Origin of the sequence: Bacteroides cellulosilyticus (genome assembly GCF_020091405.1) — a bacterium.
In the GTDB taxonomy this organism is placed as follows: domain Bacteria; phylum Bacteroidota; class Bacteroidia; order Bacteroidales; family Bacteroidaceae; genus Bacteroides.
Genome location: NZ_CP081903.1, coordinates 4,086,732 through 4,104,338 on the forward strand (window position 1 = coordinate 4,086,732; position 17,607 = coordinate 4,104,338).

Consider the following 17,607-nt stretch of genomic DNA (forward strand, 5'->3'; position numbering starts at 1 on the left):
TATGGCGAGAGATACTATATTTATCAGTCATGCAACCCCGCAAGACAACGAGTTTTCCATATGGATAGCATCAAGATTAGAAATGCTTGGTTATAATACATGGATAGACAAGGAAGGATTATTAGGCGGCGAACGTTTTTGGCCTACAATACAGAAAGCCATTGAAAGCTCTATAAAAGTCTTATTCGTCTATTCAAAGAATATCGTGACACATGACGGTATTCTAAAGCCCGGAATTGAAAACGAGATAGAGTATGCTAAAAGCATTGCTTCTCAACATGGATTGCAGGATTTTATTATCCCTCTGCATATAGATGAGTCCCCTTATAATTTGGTAATTGGACTGCCAAACATTAATCACATCTCATTCAACGATAATTGGGCTGACGGCCTAAAACAATTATTAAAAAAAATTGAAAAGGATGCTGTTCCTAAAAAGTCGATGAATATAGAATCTACCTTTTCAGAGTGGTATGAGAATGAATACATATCAAATTGCTCAATCATCTCAAAAACGGAATTGTTTTATACTTCATGGTGGCAAGTCAAAGACATTCCCCAGCAATTTTACATGTATCTGTTTACAAATGCTGCGCAAGCCAAAGCAATTCGAGATTTAAATAAAGATATTCCAATCAGCCTTCAGTCAAACATACTGTCATCATTTGACAAGAAACTAAATTTTACGGTATTAAGGGATGGTGAGCAAATTGAAGTGTTACCCGAAAATACATATACATTTTCTTTAAGTGATGTTCTTGAAGGATTTGAATCAGATAAGTTCCCGCAGCACAGAGAAGTCGAAAATCATTTCAAAAGATTATTGTATTGTTGCATTGCATCAAATTTGTTTTGGCGGAAATGGCTAAAAAAATATGAAATGTCAAATAAAAGAATAGCGTATTTCTTGCCAAAATATGATTGGGTGAAGAAGATAGACTTTACCTATCCGTTTGGGAACAGGAAGAAGTCAAAGTCTATTTTAGGAAAATATGAAAATATTGGTTCTTGGCACTATGGTATTTCCATCCAAACAATATTGTTTCCAATTGTTGGATTTTCTATAAAATCTCATATTCTATTTACTTCCGATGGATTTAAAATTATTGATGACGATAAAAAACAACATTCATATAGAAGAAAGAAAGGGAAAAGATTTTTTAACGAAGAATGGAGAGATTTACAATTAGCCTTTATTCAGCGATTGAAAGATGAAGATGGAAAAATCAAGATTAAGGTTTCTGTGAGTGATGAATATGACTTGGAAATGAAAGAATGGCCTGAAATGTTTTGGAGTGAAGTGGGTTATAATGATCCCAATGCTAAGATGGATATTGATAAAGTGGAAGCATATATTGAAGAGATAACTGAAGAAGGAGAATCCGATGATTGAACCAGTACTTAAATACATAGATGAACCGCTCTTGACATTTGGAAATGCTCAAAAAGCGATTGACCCTAGAGATGGATTAATGCTATTTGGTCCTTTTGATCAAATGAAAATCCGAGGGATTAAGAACATTGGTGTTATTGGAACCAAGGGGCTTAGGGATAAGATGGTTGATTATTTGAAGAAAATTCATTCGCCAGTCATTAATTCCGACCCCAGCATAGCACGCCCCAATTTCCCTGGATTGGAAACTATTTTTGGGATATCAGTCAATTTTGATAATATCATTCAAATTGATATTAAAGAAGATGAAATCAATAAATACCTGAATTATACTGATTCTCATCAACGGGTTCATAATTGGGTAAATTTGTATGTAACACAATTAATCGAATACACGGAAAAAGAAGAAATGCCTGTTGATGTTTGGTTTGTTGTTATTCCTGAAATCATCTATCAGTTTGGACGACCCAATTCTAAAATTCCGAAATCAGAGGAAAATGTCAATGTTGGATTAAAGAAACAAGACCGTAATTCGGCTCAAATGGACTTATTCTTTCAGGAAGAAAAGGATTTGCTACGGGAAGCGTACGAATTTGAAGTAAATTTTCATAATCAATTAAAAGCAAAAATATTATCATCAAAGATTGTTACTCAAATAATCCGAGAAAGTAAAATCGCATACGAAGATATTTATCCCCAAAAACGAATTGATGAAGAGCGAAAATTCGACACAGCTAAAGCATGGAATATTGCGAATACATTATATTACAAATTAGGTGGACTTCCTTGGAAGCTGGGAGATGTTCGTAATGGCGTTTGTTACCTTGGTTTAGTTTATAAAAAAATAGAATCTGACTCTAATAACAAGAACGCTTGTTGTGCTGCTCAAATGTTTTTAGATTCTGGTGATGGAATGGTTTTCAAAGGGAATGTTGGCCCTTGGTGGAACCCTAAAAGTGGAGAGTTTCATTTGTCGGAACAAGATGCTTATGAAATTATATCTCAATCATTAGAATCATATTATAGTAAATTTGGAAATTACCCGAAAGAAATATTCATTCATGCAAAAACATATTTTGATGATGTTGAGTGGAAAGGATTTGAAGAAGCGGTACAGGGAAAATCACAAATTATAGGGGTTAGGATTAGAGCAAATGGTACATTTAAGCTTTACAGAGGTTTCTCATATTGTGTACCACGGGGAACGATGTTGCAATATGATGATTCGAAGGCTTTATTGTGGACAAAAGGGTTTATTCCAAGATTTAAGACACAAATGGGATTGGAAACGCCTAATCCGGTTGACATTGCAATAACAAGGGGAAGTGCAAATATTGATACTGTATGTAAAGATATATTAAGTTTAACGAAGCTGAATTACAATGCGTGTATCTATGGAGATGGAGTGCCAGTTACTTTAAAATTTGCAGATTCCATTGGTGAGATTCTTACCGCAGGAAAAGATATCAAAACAGGGGTTTTGCCTTTCAAACATTACATCTAAAAGCATAATATTTATGAATTTATCAGAACATATAAAAAGAATATTTGATAATAATACACGTTATGCTTTGCCGGAGCAAGCTATCAACCAAGCTGAATCCTTGAAGTCATTATCCCGTGACTTATATACAGATTCTAAGCGGTTTATATATGAGTTATTACAAAACGCAGATGACTCGGTTTTTCCCAATAAAAAAAATAATTATTAATGCGAATCAGGAGTTGAATTATGTTCATATCGGTGCAATAATGAACCAAATTCAACTACTGATTCGCATTATTAATACAATTCAAGCAAGGATGGCACGGATTACACATTTCTTTTTAAACTTATCCGTGATGTCCCGTGTAATCCGTGTTTGAAAGGTATATTGGGGCATATTCAACTTTATACTGTTAAAGGTTAAAAGTGAGAGCTTTACAGAACATCTGTTTCATTTTTTATTCTTCTGCGGTACTTCGATGCCGTCCGGCCATACAGCGTTTGCGTAAGCTACTGCATCGTTTCCATTACCCGTAAAATCTTTCGCGGTATTGTGCCCTTTACCATCGTTGAATTTCCAGTATGCGCACAGCCCTGGCGTTTGGGGATCAACGTCGTACATATTCTTGTAGATTTCCTCTTGCGTACGTACCACATTCCAAATGCGTACTTCGCAGATTTCACCGTTGAGCATGCGCACAAGAGTGACAGGATCAATGCCATAGGAGTGACCTATTTCGAAATGGTAGCCCTTACCTGCGACCTGTTTGCCCAGATTGATGGGTTCACCATTGCCGTAGTCTTCGATATTGCTTTGCAGCTTACCGTCCACATAGATGGCTGCGGTTTTAGCCTCTGTGTCGTAGGCTACAGCTACGTGATACCACTCACCAGGTTGTAACGACTTGCCCTCGTCAGCCTTAGGAAACTTGATTTCGTTGGCGGAAAATTGCAGTTGCTGCCGTGGGAAGCCGGAATCACCCAAGCGGAAGAGACAATATTGCTCGATGCCCATGATGGTGGAGATGTCTTCGGTCATGATGAACTTGTTGATGCGAATGATAGCTTCGAAAGTAAGTTGCGTCATATTATTTACTACATTGGCCGTGGGGCTTCCGGCATCAAAGCCGGGTACGCTGAAGAAGTTGTCCGTCAAGCTGACGGCTACAGTGATGGCACTGGAACGGCGTACGACGTAGCAAATGGTTTTAGAACCGTTCAGTGTGCCTATTCCGCCCGATGCTTGTTCGATGGTGACGGGTAACAAATATCCGGCATCGATGGTGAGGTCGGTGAGACCGGAAAAGCTGATAGTGTCTGTTTTTGAGTTTACTTCCCCTTTGGGAATGACGACATTCTGTTTTGCGAACTTGTAATATTTGGTATCCAGTACGGGGTAGTCAGTGCCCAAACGGGCGTTATATAAACTTATCAGAGAGGGATCTACCTTGAAGGTAACATCCACATCCCGTTCTATAGGATATGCCAGTTCGGCAGATAGCACAAGTTGTCCGGTTTCTTTGGTATTATTGAAGGTGAAATTGGCTACATCTTTCACCTTTGCCGCATCTATATACACGGCATTGTCGAAAGGAGAGTCCTTGCTGTAATCTTTGTTGTCGCATGCCGTTACTGATAGCAGGAGGGCTGCGACCATACTTATGAAAGAGGCGGATGGAAGAATGCCCCAATGAATATTTTCTGTTTTCATGTGATTTTCATTTAAATGGTTAAACAATATAGACTACTTGGTCTTTAATCCGCATTTACCAATCTTTGTGATATCCATTATCAGCAGGTTGTTCTACTTTTGGGTCTAAAGGAAATGCATTATACGAAAGTGAATTTATGAAAGAAGAAGTATAGTCTCCCAACGTAAAACGTTGCGAATTTTCTCTCTCTTGATATTCATTTCCAATAAGGTCAGTACCGAAAACCAGGAGATCACTTTTTTTCTTTCCTTCTTCTGCCCATTTTTTGAGATTTGCCATCGAATTATCCTTGAAACTGAAAGAGTAATTTTTGTCATTGCGAACTACGGTTACACTTCCATAACGGTTCTCGTCCAATCCGGCTATAAGTCTGCGTGCATATTTGCTATATTGCTGAGGGCTGCCATCCGCATTGGGATTGATGATTTGCAATTCTTCATTAAGTGAGAAGTAGCCATGCCATGCATAATCGATGTATTTGCCTACCTCTATGTTTCCACACTTGGCTGCGTCATAGAAATATTCCGTGGCATCGCCTTTATCCACCAGCGTCAGCAGCTTGTCGGGCATGGCTTCATGTAGCGCCTTGATTAGCCGGGGATATGAAGTGGTGTTCATTTCCGGCATTCCAGCTTTGCCGTATTTGCTATCGTCGTCCCAAAGATTTACGCCATCCAAGTAATAGCTGTTCACTATATCTTTCACTTGGCGGACAAAGTCTGCTATCTGTGCATCGTTCATATTACAGAAGCCTATGCCCTTGCCACCATTCTCAATGCAAAGACATACTTTGCGATTATAATCCTGAAGGAGGCGGATATATTTGTTTCTATGTTCCAATACATAGGCCAGATCCTTTCCCGGTTCGAGTAAAGCACGCCTACTGGAAGCATCGTATCCTATCAACGCTCTTTTCAGGTTGACTATATTCCCGATATTATAATTTTTTTGTTCTTGATAATTCTGAAAACCCCATGCGCTGGCAATCAGAGGATTATATGCTTCCGTATTTACGTAGAGTACTGATATCACACCGGGTACAAAGTCCTTGGGAATTTCTATCAACTGACCGGACTGCTCAAATGTAGTCTTTTTCTTCTGGAAACTTACTTTGTAATAAATGACTTGTTTAGTGGTTTGATCTTCTACTTCGGCAGGTTTTTGCGCCAAAGCGATTGCCAGCAGATAGTTTTTTTCCGATTCCAGCCCTTCGGAAGAAAGAGCAATGCCAATACTACCGGATACTGTCTTTCCGGCAGGCACGGTGAGCACGCCGTCTTCTCCGATTATTACATTAGTGGTGGGAAATGGAAACATTGTAACATCACTTTTTTTGTTATATTCCGACACAAGCGTCGGATCGGGAACGACTTTTACCGTAACAGCCGCTGTCGCGGGCTTTGTTAGTGCATAGCTTATTATGTCGGTAGTCGCCTTGTCACCTTCATACATATCGATGGTTATCTCGTTGGAGAAAGTTTTTATACTATACAACTGACCTCCTACGCTGTTCATCGATGTTTCGTCCGGTAGTATACCTACGGCTTGTGTAATGCTGTCTTCCACGCACCCCGCCATTGCTACCAGCAACATTGAAAAAGCGAAATATTTTAATGAGTTATTCATAAAAAATAAAATTTAGAGTATTTACGTAGATAATAAAATGATTTGTAGTTACCGTTAGTAGCTTCACTTCGACGGATTCATCAACTGTATGGCCGCCCGGCATGTCCGGTAATTCATATTAGCTTGATAATATCCATCACCCAAAGCGTATATAGCCAGTCCACCCAAAGGTCCGAGGGACACTACCCGGTCGGTCATGTCCGACACTGCGTCTTGCTTCATATTTTCCTCGTCTATCAAAGTGGAACCTGTTTTGGCTGCCAGTAACAGTTTTTCTTTGGGCAACAGCGTACCATAAGTTTCCAGTACGTTCTTTACTTGTATTTTCAAGTTCACGGCGCTCTCTATACCGGCAGTATTCAATACTACGTAGTTTAGTTTATCCAGGTCGCCAGCATCCACAAAGGCAGGATCGCCCTCAAATACGAGTGTTTTACCGGCGGTCGATAGTTTGGAGACAATAAGTTGTGCGGCTTCTTTGCGCGCAGCCTGTTCGGCGGCACTTCCGCCATAACTTGGCAATCCGTTGAAAGCGAATCCGTCCAGCTTCAACTCAGTGGCGGCAGCCACAGCCTTATCCAGCCATGTACCCAATGCGGATACATCGGTGAGATCGGCCATCTTTGCGACATAATCCACGAGATAGAGTACTCGTATGCTTTTTTCTTGCAATATGAGGATATCCTCACGGTCATAAGCGGTTATGTTTTCCGGATTGGCTAAAGTGACAATGTCCAGTGAATCGGGTAGTGAGCGAAGATAATTCCCTTCGTTCACGGGCTGTTCGGCTCCATTGTCAAAGTTACCGTAGGCTATATAGTGCGGGTGTTCTTGCTTGTAAATGCGTAGTACCTCCATATAACGTGCCCAAAGTTCGGAATTCTGTTCCTTGACGTGTTGAGGGTTGATATCCACAGGCGTCGGTTCGTTCCAGTCGCTACATGATGCAGTCATTACGATGACTAACAGCAAGAGTAGTCCGGTATACAGTTTTTTGATTGAAATTTTCATTTTCATATCTTTTTAGTATATATAATTTTAGTTCTAACTGTTATTGGAATGGCTTTTTGTCCCACCACAAGCGCGTACCTCCGTTGTCCGGTCCTCCCAGCAAACCTATTGCCAGATTAATGTTATCCGCATTCTCGGTGTATTCGGTAGGCGGATACCACAAACGGCGTATCATGTGGTTGGTGTCGATAATACCACCACTTTTGTTCTCTACCACCGGTATCAGTCTTGGATATCCTGTGCGACGGAATTCACTCCAGGATTCGACTCCTAACGGGAAATTAGCAATCCATTTTTGGGTAATGATACGTTCGAGATTGCGCTCAAAGTGTTCAGCGCCATCCTCCCAGGCAATGGTAATGGTGCTGCGGGGGCCTGCAGTGTCATCGTACATATAGTACAATGCATCTGTGTAGATTAGCGGCATGTCAGTGGTATTTGCAGCATAAGTGTTAGCTTCTGTTACTCCCCACTGTTCAAAAGAAAGGGCGATGGCCTGGTTATACAGGTCTTTGGCCTCACCTCCCATATTCCAGCCGCGCAGGGCACCTTCGGCACGCAGAAAGGTGATTTCGGCGGCATTCATCCACATAATGGGATCAGTCTTAGTAGTCATGTAATTGCTCGATGCCGTGATTATGTAATCCTTGTTGGTTGCGTCGATACCGATACGAATGCCTACCCAGCCCTTAACAAGATTCCAATATTCATCGTACACATCTACCGTAGTAAACATTTTCTCACGTCGCGGGTCTTTATAGCCGTTCATGTATGAGATGATGTCGGCTCCTATACGGGAATCGTTCCAGTCGTTGAATATCATGGCGGGACGGTTTTCTTCCACTTTCAGGAAGGCATTGTCTGTATTTGCTGTAAGAACCCCCGATGTGACGGCTTCTTCGGCTATCCGTCGAATTTCAGCCTGCATCTCCGGTACGTAGGTCATGCGCATGGCCATGCGCAGCTTCAGCGAGTTGGTGAATTTTAACCATTTGGAGAGGTCTCCCTGATATACGTCGTCGTATTTGCGATAGGCTTCGGCACTCAGGCTGAGGTTATCTTTGAGAGTGGCGACTACTTCGTCCAGTTCCTTGAGCATCTGTTTATATACATCTTCCTGTGAATCGTAAGGTACGGTGAGGGAAGCGTCCCCCGTCTTGGAGATGACTTTGGAGTAAGGGATAGGACCGTACATATCCGTCACTCGATGCATGATGATGATACGTAACAGTTTGCCCAATGCGAGTGCTACGGGGTCTTCCGTTTCTTGGAGTAAGTCGCGATAAAACGGGTAGGTACGCGTCATGATGTCTGAGAAAGGCGCTTCCTGCCAGTCAATAGGCGGGTTGTAGGTTTCGAATTTGGCTGTCCATTCCGTCGTGGTGCTGAAGTAACCGGCAAATGCGCCTGCGGCGAGTGGCTCTATAAATTGATAGAGATGTTCTTCTGTGGGGATTACTAACCCTTGCAAGCCTTTGAGACTTGCACCGACGTTGTAGCCTTCGCGCCCCAATTCTTCCTTGTCCACTTGGTAGTCCTTCCGGTTGATTTTGTCGAAATTGTCCGTACAGGCAGCTCCGGTGACAAGTAGCAGTGCAAGTGAGAACAACTTTAAGATAGACGTTGTATGTTTCATAATATCTTTTGTTTTTTATCCGTTAAAAGTTGATTTTCACATTCAAGCCGACGTTGCGTGTACTCGGCAGCATAAAAAAGTCGATTCCCTGGTAGTAGTTGCCTGTTGTGGCAACGGCTTCGGGATCGAAAGGAGCTTTGTTGTAAATCATCCAAAGGTTACGTCCCACAACGGATACTTGGATATCACATACATTGTGCAGCCATTTGCGCGGAAGTGTGTAGCCTATGCTTGCTTCCTGCAGGCGTATGTTGGTGGCGCTGTAGGTGTAATATTGTGGCAATCCCAACTGGGAACCGATGGCAGTGTAATAGGTCTGCGGGGCGATCATATTACGTCCGTTTATCAGCACTCCGCCATTGTCGCGGGCAAGGGCTGAAACTTCAGATACACCATACTGGTCCATTGCCGCTTCCGTAGCCGAATAAACAATGCCACCTATGCGTGCTGTAAACAATGCACTGACGCTGAAACCGTTCCAGGAGAACTGGTTGCTCCATGCCAGATTGCATTTAGGAAAGACGCTCCCGAGCTTGATGTCGGGCAGGTTGCTTTCTGTCGTTATGGTTCCGGAGGGGGAGATCTCGACCATTCCGTTGTTATCACGTTTCAAATCGGCCTGTGTATAAAGGTCGCCCAACGTACCACCCGGCTTCAGAATAAAACGCGCTTTGCCGAGTCCGCCTACATCCAGGCGGTCTTTATTGATGATTTCACCAGTTTCGGGATGTACGTAGTTCTTCACCAGTTCGATGATTTTATTCTTGTTGTGACTCAGTGTGAAGTTGGTTTGCCAACGAAGGTCTTTTTTCCATGTGTGCCCGTAACCGAGGGAGAGTTCGATTCCTTTATTACGTACGTAACCTGTTTGCAAATATATAGTGGTGTAACCGGAGGATACGGAGATTTTCGGGTCGAAGGTCTGGTTGAACGTATTGGCGAGATACCACGATAAGCCCAGGCTGAAATCCTTGAACAAACGCATGTCGAGCCCGACCTCCCATGAATTGGTACGTTCGGGTTTGAGGTCCCCGATGGGATAATGCGTCTTTGGCTTCCATGTTTGGGTGGTTTCATCGTATTCATAGGTAGGCGATGTCAGGTTGCGTGGATAAGGCATACCAACAGAACTAAACGAGCCGCGTACTTTCAGGAAGTCAACCCACTCAGGTAGTTTCATCATTTCGGAGATGAGTGCAGAAATTCCCACTGATGGGTAGAAGAATGATGAGGTTGAGGAATTGGCCAGTTGTGAAGCCCAGTCGTTGCGTCCGGTGAGTGTAAGATAAAGCATACTTTTCCAGCCGAGTTCGGCACTGGCAAAAACAGACTGTGTCTGCTCTTCCCATTCGTCTTGGCGCGCTTTCTTTTGTGTGTTGTCGAGGTCAAACACATTAAAAACATTCGGAATACCGTTGGCGCGTATCGGACCGCGGTAGCTCAGCTCATCGTATTTATTATCCACAATACTTGCTCCGACATTGACTACAAGGGAATAGTTGCCGAAACGCTTATTGATATTTGCCAGCACGTCGGCATATATCTGTGTTTCGTCCGGTTTGGATATGGCATAGAATCCTTGTGTACTACCTTCGGTTAGTGTAGGGTTGGAGCTGGCGTAGAGTTTTTCCTCGTATTTAGTATTGGAATTATCCACTCGTACGCGCCCGGATACGTTGAACCAGTCGGTTACGTCGTAGCTTAGAGAAGCGGAGAGCATGTAACGTTTCTTGTAATTGGTGCGTAAGTTGCGGTATGCAATCCAGTATGGATTCTGCATACGAAGGTCACCCTCGCCCTGTGGCCAGTACATGGTTTTGATTTTACGTGCGGGGTCCCAACGCTCGAATGCTTTTATCAGGCTGAAATCGTCACCGCGCGGAAACAGATAAACTGGAACTATCGGGTTGGAATAAGCTCCCTGATTGGTCATGTTGCGATCGTTTTGGATGATATAGTTTGCTCCTACGTCAAGTTTCAGCTTATCGTTTAGGAAATTTGTTGTATTTCGGAAAGTGAAGTTGAAACGATTGTACCTGTTATTGGGAATAATTCCGTCGGAGTTTACCGCTGCTACCGAGAAGAATGTCTGGTTTTTATCCGTTCCCGTAGATAGCGTGACGGAATTGGTGTAAGTGATACCGGTGTCGAAAAAATCACGTGGCTCATATCCTTTACGGGATGCATCGTTCAGCAACGGTCCCCAGCTTAGCGTGGTAGAGCCGTCCGTTTTTCCCATGTTTCCCGTTCCGTAGCGGTTCTGGAAACGGGGTAACACAAATGGTTTGACAAATTCGGTATTACTGGATAGGGTAGCTTGCATTTTGCCCACTTTTCCGCGTTTGGTAGTGATAACGATGGCTCCGTTGGCGGCATTACTGCCATAAAGAGCCGCGGCGGCTGCACCAGTCAGTACGGAAAGGCTTTCAATATCATCAGGGTTAAGGTCGGCAATGCTTTCCGTTGCTCCTTGTGAGCCGTTTTCGGTAGAACCACCACTGCCGAAGTTGTACATCGGGATACCATCGATTACATAAAGCGCATTACTGCTTTGTTCGATAGATTTTGTACCGCGCATTACCACCTTGCTAGCTCCACCCACACCGGAGGAACTGCTGTTGATGACAACACCTGCCACCTTACCATTCAGGCTATTGACAAAGTTGGCATCTTTGATATTGGTTAACTGGTCTGCTTTTACCTGCTGTACGTTGTAGCTGAGGGCTTTTTGCTCACGTTTGATACCCAGAGCGGTGACAACCACTTCGTTCAGGATTTCCACATTGGGGGATAATTGTATGTTGTACATACTTTTGTCGGTAACTTTTATTGTCTGTGAGACATATCCTATGTAGGAAAAGTTCAGTGTACTACCTATGGGGGCTTCGGTAGTGAAATTGCCATTTAAATCAGTGATGACTCCCAAATCCGAGCCTTCTATTCGGATATTTACTCCGATAAGAGGCTGATTGTTTTCATCAACAACTTTTCCACTTATCTTTTTGACTGTTGTGGTTACAGGTACTTGCTGAGGAATGATTTTAATATAATTCTCTGTCAGTTGATAGGTATAACCTGTTTCTTGGAGAATTGTTGAAAGGGCGTTTTCAAGCCCGACATTTTTTAAACTGAGATTCAGTGCCGGCTTGTCTTTCAGTTGCGAATCATTGTAGCCTATAGATAATCGGGATTGTTTCTCCACTTCCTTCAAGGCATCAATAATCGTGATATTCTTTTTCTGAATGGTTATTTGTATACCATTCTGGGCAAAAGATAATGTTTGGTACAAAAATAAGCATAGAAATAGTACAAAACATCTTTTTGTTGCCCGTTTATATCCAATGAATTTGTAACTTTGCAACATGAATTTAAGTATTAGTTTGTTAACTCGGTTGAACTATAAGAAAATAATAGAGTTTGCACTCCGGTACTTTAATTTCTATTTCATATCCGGGAGCGTGAGGGGGCTCTGCTCCCGGGTACTTTTTTACATGTTATTGATTATTTGAGGTTTATAATTATTTTATTTCTGCATAATGTAACATTTGTCTTTCTCTATTTTAAAATCCAGATAACCGGCTACATCGACAATTACATCCATTACTTCGGTCAATGAAGCATTGTCCCTGAACCTGAAGCTGAAACGGTCATTTTTTAAATCATGAAGACTGTAGATGAACTTGTAATTGTATTTTCGTTCCAATACACGGATGATATCCGATACCGTGGTTTGACGGAATACCAGCTCTCCCCGTTGCCAAGCTGTGACATCATCTATATCGGGGTAGTTCAGATAGGATTTTCTACTTTTTTTATCAAAGGAAAATTGCTGGTTGGGACTGAGTATGACCTGTTGGCTCATATTATCATATTGCACAAGAATACGGCCTGAAAGCAAGGTGGTACTAATATCTTTGTCCGCGTAGGCTGTTACATTGAACTCGGTGCCTAAGGCGGTTATTTGAAAATCCCCCGATTTGACAACAAATGGATGGTGCTTGTCGGGCTTGACTTTGAAGTTTGCTTCTCCTATCAAATATACACTTCTGGTTTGACCTGTGAATTGTCTGGGATAAAGTAAGGTGCTTTGGGAATTTATTTGAACCTGACTTCCGTCCGGTAAGAGTATGTTTTTCATTTCTGCCGTCGGGATGAATTGTTGTACCAAGTCGGTTTCAGTATTTTCTACTTGATAGAGCAAGTAACCTAAGGAAAGAGATATTATTAACAACACTGTCGCTGCAGATTGCCACAGCCCGAAATGTAGCTTTCTGCCGGATTCTTTGTGTGGTAGGATAGGAGCGATGCCATTATTTATTTTCCATTTGCTGAGTGACTTTTCCAAGTTCTCGACTTCCCCCATATTTTGAGCTTCAGCGAAAAGTTCTTTCAATGCCTTGATTTTTTCATTCTCATGGTCACTGTTTGTCAGCCATCTGTAAAAATGCTGTTCGGTATTAGCTGAATAGCTGTATCTGGTGAATAGAGTCAGTATTTTCTGAAAGTAATTTTTCATAATTTCGTGTTATTTATAGAGGACTTCTATATATACCACAACTGAACTGTCCTGGCTACTTAAAGAAAATGCAGAAAAAATAAAATAAAGATGATTTTTTTTAATTCTTGTAGTGTTAGATAGATCTGGTGTTCTACTGTACGTACGGAAATATTGAGCGTTGAAGCTATTTCCTGATTGTTCATTCCGTTCAAACGGCTCATCTCGAAAATCATTTTACGCCGCGTGGGAAGTCGGTTCAAAGCTAAATCAAGAATCAGTTGTAATTCATCGTGATAGATGGGATTCAACGGATCTTCTGAAACACATAGTTCTTTGATTAAGTTTTCCTGTATCTGTTCCTCTTGATAGTGTTGCTCCAACTTTTTATGTTTGATGAAGTTAAGTGTCACGTTGCGGGCTGTTGTGAAAATGTATCCATTGCTTTCTTCTTGGTTACTCCATATTTCGGGCTTACTCCACAACCGAGTGAAAACATCTTGTGCCAAGTCTTCGGCGTCTTGCTCTGATTTCAGAAGGAAGAAGATGAAATGTTTCACTGACGAATAGTGAGTTTTGAATATTGTTTCAAAATGTAGCGCCAAATTATGGTCTTGAATCATAGTATCTTTATTGTTAAAGTGTATTCTCCTTGTCGCTTTCCACTTTACAGGGGGGATTTTTTATACAAAAGAAACCATTTATTTAATTAGTTGTATCTCTTTTACCTAGTTATCTTTATAAAATGGCTAATATTTTTCTAATCGTCCGGTTATACTTAGTTAAAAAGAATGTCGATTCATAGAGAAAAAATGGTAATTCATCTATTTTAGTTTCTTTTGTTTTTTCAAAATTATATATTTGCAATAAGCAAACAGGCAATGTCATTATCGAAAGCAGGGATATAAAAAATTATTTGGAATAGCTTTTTATAGAAACTGATTATGAAGAAAATTAATCTTATAGCAGGATTAGCATCCGTGTTTATGTGTCTTCTTTTCATGGGGCTCCGGGATATAGGTCGTTATCCGGAGAAAATATGGCTTCATCGTTGCAATTCTTTGGAAAAATTGTACGAGAAACAGGAGCGATATCCGAATGTAGAGGTTGATCTCGTCTTTCGGAAAGACCGTGTATTTGATGTAACGCATGATGTAGATACAAGTTTTAATCTGAGTTTGGGTTCCTATTTTTCTTATATGAAAGATCATGAAGGAAAAATGTGGCTGGATATAAAGAACCTGACCGCTGGAAATAAACATGTAGCACTAGAAAGAATGAATGAGATGACGGAATATTTCCGGATTGCAAAAGACCGTTTGATTATAGAGGGCAAAGATTGGAAAGCTTTGGAAGCTTTCACTCAAGACGGTTATTATACTTCGTATTATGTAACTTATGATGAACCGGATGATTTGAGTGAAGAAGAAGTGGATGATTGCATCGAAGAATTACAGGAAATTGCTGATAAAGAGGTGGTTAGCGCTATCTCATTTCCGGGATATTGGTATACTGAAATAAAAGAAGGTTTGAACCGTTCCATAGATTTACTGACCTGGAAACACAGGAGTAGCCAGTTGCAGTTCTTGTTGTCTTCTGTCGGACGTGAGATGTTGGCTGATCCACAACTGAAAGTGGTATTGGTAAAAGAAAAAGGGCGGTTTCATAGATGATCATTCGGATGCTGACTTGCTCTGAGAGAAGCAATCGTTTTTCTGCTTCGCGATAAAACAATCGACAAGGAAAACTGTTTATTTAGTATGATTCTAAATTAAAAACGAATATATTATGAGTAAAACAGTTGATTTGTTGGGACAGCAGGCAGAATATTACCTGAACCATACGTGTAAAACAATAGATAAGAAATTAATTCATGTTCCTGGACCTGATGTGATTGATAAAATCTGGGTGGACTCTGACAGAAATGTACGTACCCTTAATAGCTTGCAGGCTTTGTACGGACATGGACGCCTTGCGAATACCGGGTATGTGTCCATTCTGCCGGTCGACCAGGATATAGAACATACAGCCGGAGCATCATTCGCTCCGAATCCGATCTATTTTGATCCTGAAAATATAGTGAAACTGGCAATCGAAGGAGGCTGTAATGCAGTTGCATCCACATTTGGCATATTAGGGGCTGTTGCCCGTAAATATGCCCATAAAATACCTTTCGTAGTAAAACTGAACCATAACGAATTGCTGACTTATCCAAATTCTTACGATCAGGTGATGTTCGGAACCGTAAAAGAAGCATGGAATATGGGTGCGGTAGCTGTTGGCGCTACTATCTATTTCGGTTCGGAGCAAAGTCGCCGTCAGATTATTGAGATATCACAAGCTTTTGAATATGCTCATGAGTTAGGTATGGCAACCATTCTCTGGTGTTATCTCAGAAACAATGATTTTAAGAAGGACGGCACAGATTATCATGCGGCAGCCGACCTTACCGGACAGGCCAACCACATAGGAGTGACCATCAAGGCTGATATTGTAAAGCAAAAACTTCCTTCCAATAATGGCGGATTCACAGCTATTCACTTTGGTAAAACGGATGAAAGAATGTATTCTGAACTCGCAACTTCACATCCTATCGATCTTTGTCGCTACCAGGTTGCTAATGGCTATATGGGGCGTGTCGGTTTGATAAATTCCGGTGGTGAATCTCACGGAGAATCGGATTTGCGTGATGCTGTTGTTACAGCGGTTATCAATAAACGTGCCGGTGGAATGGGATTGATTAGCGGACGGAAAGCATTCCAAAAGCCAATGGAAGAGGGGATTCAATTGTTGAATACCATTCAGGATGTTTATTTGGATTCTTCAATAACAATTGCATAAAATGTTTAATCAGTATAGAAGGCTTTTATCTTCTATACTGATTATTAAATGTAAAAGTGAATTCTTGAACTGTTATCAGAGTCGGATTTTATCTCCAGTTAACCCTGAGCATATTGTCCATCCACGGTAACCGCATGAGTTTGTATGACCAGGGAATGCTATCCAATAATATATCGTATGCACGTTCCTCTACAGTTAGAGTCCATTCCCTTTCAGTTTTTTCTATAGATCCGTTTCTACTTAAAAATGCTTCTTGGAAGGCTCTCATTGAAGTGCTCCTCATTTTTGACCAGCTCATTTTTGCTATTTCTAATAAAGAATCTATTGTGTTAAGTTCATCTTGATTCAGTTCCAGTCTTCTGGGAAGTGGTTCGTCGGAGAAATAATTTACTAATAAACGATTGAGGAACAGTTCTTTTTCATTATACTCCCTGTCTTCATTTGTTATAAGGCGTTGTAAAATGAATATAGCTCGTACTTTTGATTCGTTACTATTGAAACTTCTGTAGTCTTGGCTTAACATACCAAGCCTCATGAAAAGCTTTGGAAAAAATGGGCTGAGAATGACTAATCCTGCATTGGGTATAGGTATATGTTTCAAATCTCCATATTGTTCTGTACCGAAATGAGGGGTAGGGGCTGGTGCCGGATTTGGAGTAGGAGCCGGCGTCGGATCTGGAGTATGGGTTGGTTCCGGAGCAGCAGAATCATATACACGTACTCCGGGAGCTATTACATTCTTATCTACTTTTACACTGCCACAAGTTCCTTCATCGCCCGGGCCAATATCCCAATTTCCTTTGTCACATTTAGCTATGATTTTTCCTCCTGCGATTGTTATGTTTCCACATTTACTTTTTCGACCTGCATATTGACCGGCACCGCCTATTCCTGCAGATCCCGCACGCCAGGAGGTTTCGTGCTGATAACCCGCATAGGCTTCTATGATTCCACTTACGATAATAATGTCACCACATTCGGTAGCATATCCACATCCTATACCGGCGGCACCTTCTCCACCGTATGCAACTAATTTTCCATCGCCTTTAATGATCAGGACGGAGTTCTTTCTTGATTGAATTGCAGCCATTTCACGACCACTGTGTAGTATGTTGTTTCCTTCAAGAACTACCGTGATATGACAGTTTTCCGCAATATGAAATGCAACGCCCATGTTTCCCGGATCACATAAGTTGGCATTTTGTAGAACAATTGTCGCATTTATTCCTGCAGACACTGTGATACCATGTCTCGAATTGGTACCTGTGATAATGTACACTCCATCTTGAGAGACACGGAAAGTATCCGATTCCCTACTCATGTCTATTTTTTCATTTTTCATAAGAATAAAAATTAATATTAATATTGTATTTGTTGATTATCATATATTGATTTTCAGCCTGCTTT

Annotated in this window: 13 protein-coding genes; 5 read left to right on the forward strand and 8 right to left on the reverse strand. The window is 41.4% G+C overall.

All coding sequences use genetic code 11. The features are described from left to right. The first annotated feature begins 1 nt into the window (after position 1). The 3 genes from K6V21_RS15200 to K6V21_RS15210 are packed head-to-tail and all read left to right on the forward strand — an operon-like array spanning position 2 to position 3,105. Positions 2 to 1,393: a toll/interleukin-1 receptor domain-containing protein gene (locus K6V21_RS15200; protein WP_217713818.1), complete on the forward strand. Its 1,392-nt coding sequence runs from the start codon at positions 2 to 4 to the stop codon at positions 1,391 to 1,393. Then, entirely contained in the window at positions 1,386 to 2,897 is a 1,512-nt protein-coding gene (locus tag K6V21_RS15205; protein ID WP_217713817.1) for an argonaute/piwi family protein, read from the forward strand. The genes K6V21_RS15200 and K6V21_RS15205 overlap by 8 nt, the downstream gene beginning before the upstream one ends. A gap of 13 nt (positions 2,898 to 2,910) precedes the next feature. Next, entirely contained in the window at positions 2,911 to 3,105 is a 195-nt protein-coding gene (locus tag K6V21_RS15210; RefSeq protein ID WP_224319130.1) for a hypothetical protein, read from the forward strand. Between the two features lie 225 nt (positions 3,106 to 3,330). On the opposite strand, the gene K6V21_RS15215 is transcribed toward K6V21_RS15210, so the two are convergent. The 7 genes from K6V21_RS15215 to K6V21_RS15245 all read right to left on the reverse strand — a co-directional run bounded on the left by K6V21_RS15215 (position 3,331) and on the right by K6V21_RS15245 (position 13,982). Continuing rightward, on the reverse strand, positions 3,331 to 4,590 hold the full coding sequence (locus K6V21_RS15215) for a DUF1735 and LamG domain-containing protein (protein WP_224319131.1): 1,260 nt from the start codon (positions 4,588 to 4,590) through the stop codon (positions 3,331 to 3,333). A gap of 55 nt (positions 4,591 to 4,645) precedes the next feature. Then, a complete protein-coding gene (locus K6V21_RS15220) occupies positions 4,646 to 6,217 on the reverse strand; it encodes a BT_3987 domain-containing protein (RefSeq protein ID WP_224319132.1) in 1,572 nt (523 codons plus the stop codon). A gap of 63 nt (positions 6,218 to 6,280) precedes the next feature. Beyond that, the gene (locus K6V21_RS15225) at positions 6,281 to 7,234 is read right to left on the reverse strand and encodes a glycoside hydrolase family 18 (RefSeq protein ID WP_224319133.1); all 954 of its coding nucleotides are present in this window, start codon (positions 7,232 to 7,234) and stop codon (positions 6,281 to 6,283) included. A gap of 34 nt (positions 7,235 to 7,268) precedes the next feature. Next, positions 7,269 to 8,864 (reverse strand): RagB/SusD family nutrient uptake outer membrane protein, encoded by a 1,596-nt coding sequence (locus K6V21_RS15230; RefSeq protein ID WP_224319134.1) that lies wholly within the window; start codon positions 8,862 to 8,864, stop codon positions 7,269 to 7,271. Positions 8,865 to 8,886: 22 nt separating this feature from the next. After that, positions 8,887 to 12,228: a TonB-dependent receptor gene (locus K6V21_RS15235; protein WP_224319135.1), complete on the reverse strand. Its 3,342-nt coding sequence runs from the start codon at positions 12,226 to 12,228 to the stop codon at positions 8,887 to 8,889. A 159-nt stretch (positions 12,229 to 12,387) separates the two neighbouring features. Continuing rightward, positions 12,388 to 13,380 carry a FecR family protein gene (locus K6V21_RS15240; RefSeq protein WP_224319136.1) on the reverse strand — a complete coding sequence of 331 codons (993 nt, stop codon included), beginning with the start codon at positions 13,378 to 13,380 and terminating at the stop codon, positions 12,388 to 12,390. A gap of 59 nt (positions 13,381 to 13,439) precedes the next feature. Continuing rightward, the gene (locus tag K6V21_RS15245) at positions 13,440 to 13,982 is read right to left on the reverse strand and encodes an RNA polymerase sigma-70 factor (RefSeq protein WP_224319137.1); all 543 of its coding nucleotides are present in this window, start codon (positions 13,980 to 13,982) and stop codon (positions 13,440 to 13,442) included. Positions 13,983 to 14,303: 321 nt separating this feature from the next. On the opposite strand from K6V21_RS15245, the gene K6V21_RS15250 reads away from it, so the two are divergent. Continuing rightward, positions 14,304 to 15,032 carry a hypothetical protein gene (locus tag K6V21_RS15250; protein ID WP_224319138.1) on the forward strand — a complete coding sequence of 243 codons (729 nt, stop codon included), beginning with the start codon at positions 14,304 to 14,306 and terminating at the stop codon, positions 15,030 to 15,032. A 115-nt stretch (positions 15,033 to 15,147) separates the two neighbouring features. Further along, positions 15,148 to 16,200, forward strand: a complete 1,053-nt coding sequence (locus tag K6V21_RS15255) for a class I fructose-bisphosphate aldolase (protein WP_224319139.1) — start codon at positions 15,148 to 15,150, stop codon at positions 16,198 to 16,200. Positions 16,201 to 16,288: 88 nt separating this feature from the next. On the opposite strand, the gene K6V21_RS15260 is transcribed toward K6V21_RS15255, so the two are convergent. Next, positions 16,289 to 17,542 (reverse strand): contractile injection system tape measure protein, encoded by a 1,254-nt coding sequence (locus K6V21_RS15260; protein ID WP_224319140.1) that lies wholly within the window; start codon positions 17,540 to 17,542, stop codon positions 16,289 to 16,291. Positions 17,543 to 17,607: the final 65 nt, after the last annotated feature.

Coding starts and splice junctions, on each gene's coding strand:
- K6V21_RS15200 (WP_217713818.1), top strand. CDS start 2: ATGGCGAGAGATACTATATTTATCAGTCATGCAACCCCGCAAGACAAC.
- K6V21_RS15205 (WP_217713817.1), top strand. CDS start 1,386: ATGATTGAACCAGTACTTAAATACATAGATGAACCGCTCTTGACATTT.
- K6V21_RS15210 (WP_224319130.1), top strand. CDS start 2,911: ATGAATTTATCAGAACATATAAAAAGAATATTTGATAATAATACACGT.
- K6V21_RS15215 (WP_224319131.1), bottom strand. CDS start 4,590: ATGAAAACAGAAAATATTCATTGGGGCATTCTTCCATCCGCCTCTTTC.
- K6V21_RS15220 (WP_224319132.1), bottom strand. CDS start 6,217: ATGAATAACTCATTAAAATATTTCGCTTTTTCAATGTTGCTGGTAGCA.
- K6V21_RS15225 (WP_224319133.1), bottom strand. CDS start 7,234: ATGAAAATGAAAATTTCAATCAAAAAACTGTATACCGGACTACTCTTG.
- K6V21_RS15230 (WP_224319134.1), bottom strand. CDS start 8,864: ATGAAACATACAACGTCTATCTTAAAGTTGTTCTCACTTGCACTGCTA.
- K6V21_RS15235 (WP_224319135.1), bottom strand. CDS start 12,228: ATGTTGCAAAGTTACAAATTCATTGGATATAAACGGGCAACAAAAAGA.
- K6V21_RS15240 (WP_224319136.1), bottom strand. CDS start 13,380: ATGAAAAATTACTTTCAGAAAATACTGACTCTATTCACCAGATACAGC.
- K6V21_RS15245 (WP_224319137.1), bottom strand. CDS start 13,982: ATGATTCAAGACCATAATTTGGCGCTACATTTTGAAACAATATTCAAA.
- K6V21_RS15250 (WP_224319138.1), top strand. CDS start 14,304: ATGAAGAAAATTAATCTTATAGCAGGATTAGCATCCGTGTTTATGTGT.
- K6V21_RS15255 (WP_224319139.1), top strand. CDS start 15,148: ATGAGTAAAACAGTTGATTTGTTGGGACAGCAGGCAGAATATTACCTG.
- K6V21_RS15260 (WP_224319140.1), bottom strand. CDS start 17,542: ATGAAAAATGAAAAAATAGACATGAGTAGGGAATCGGATACTTTCCGT.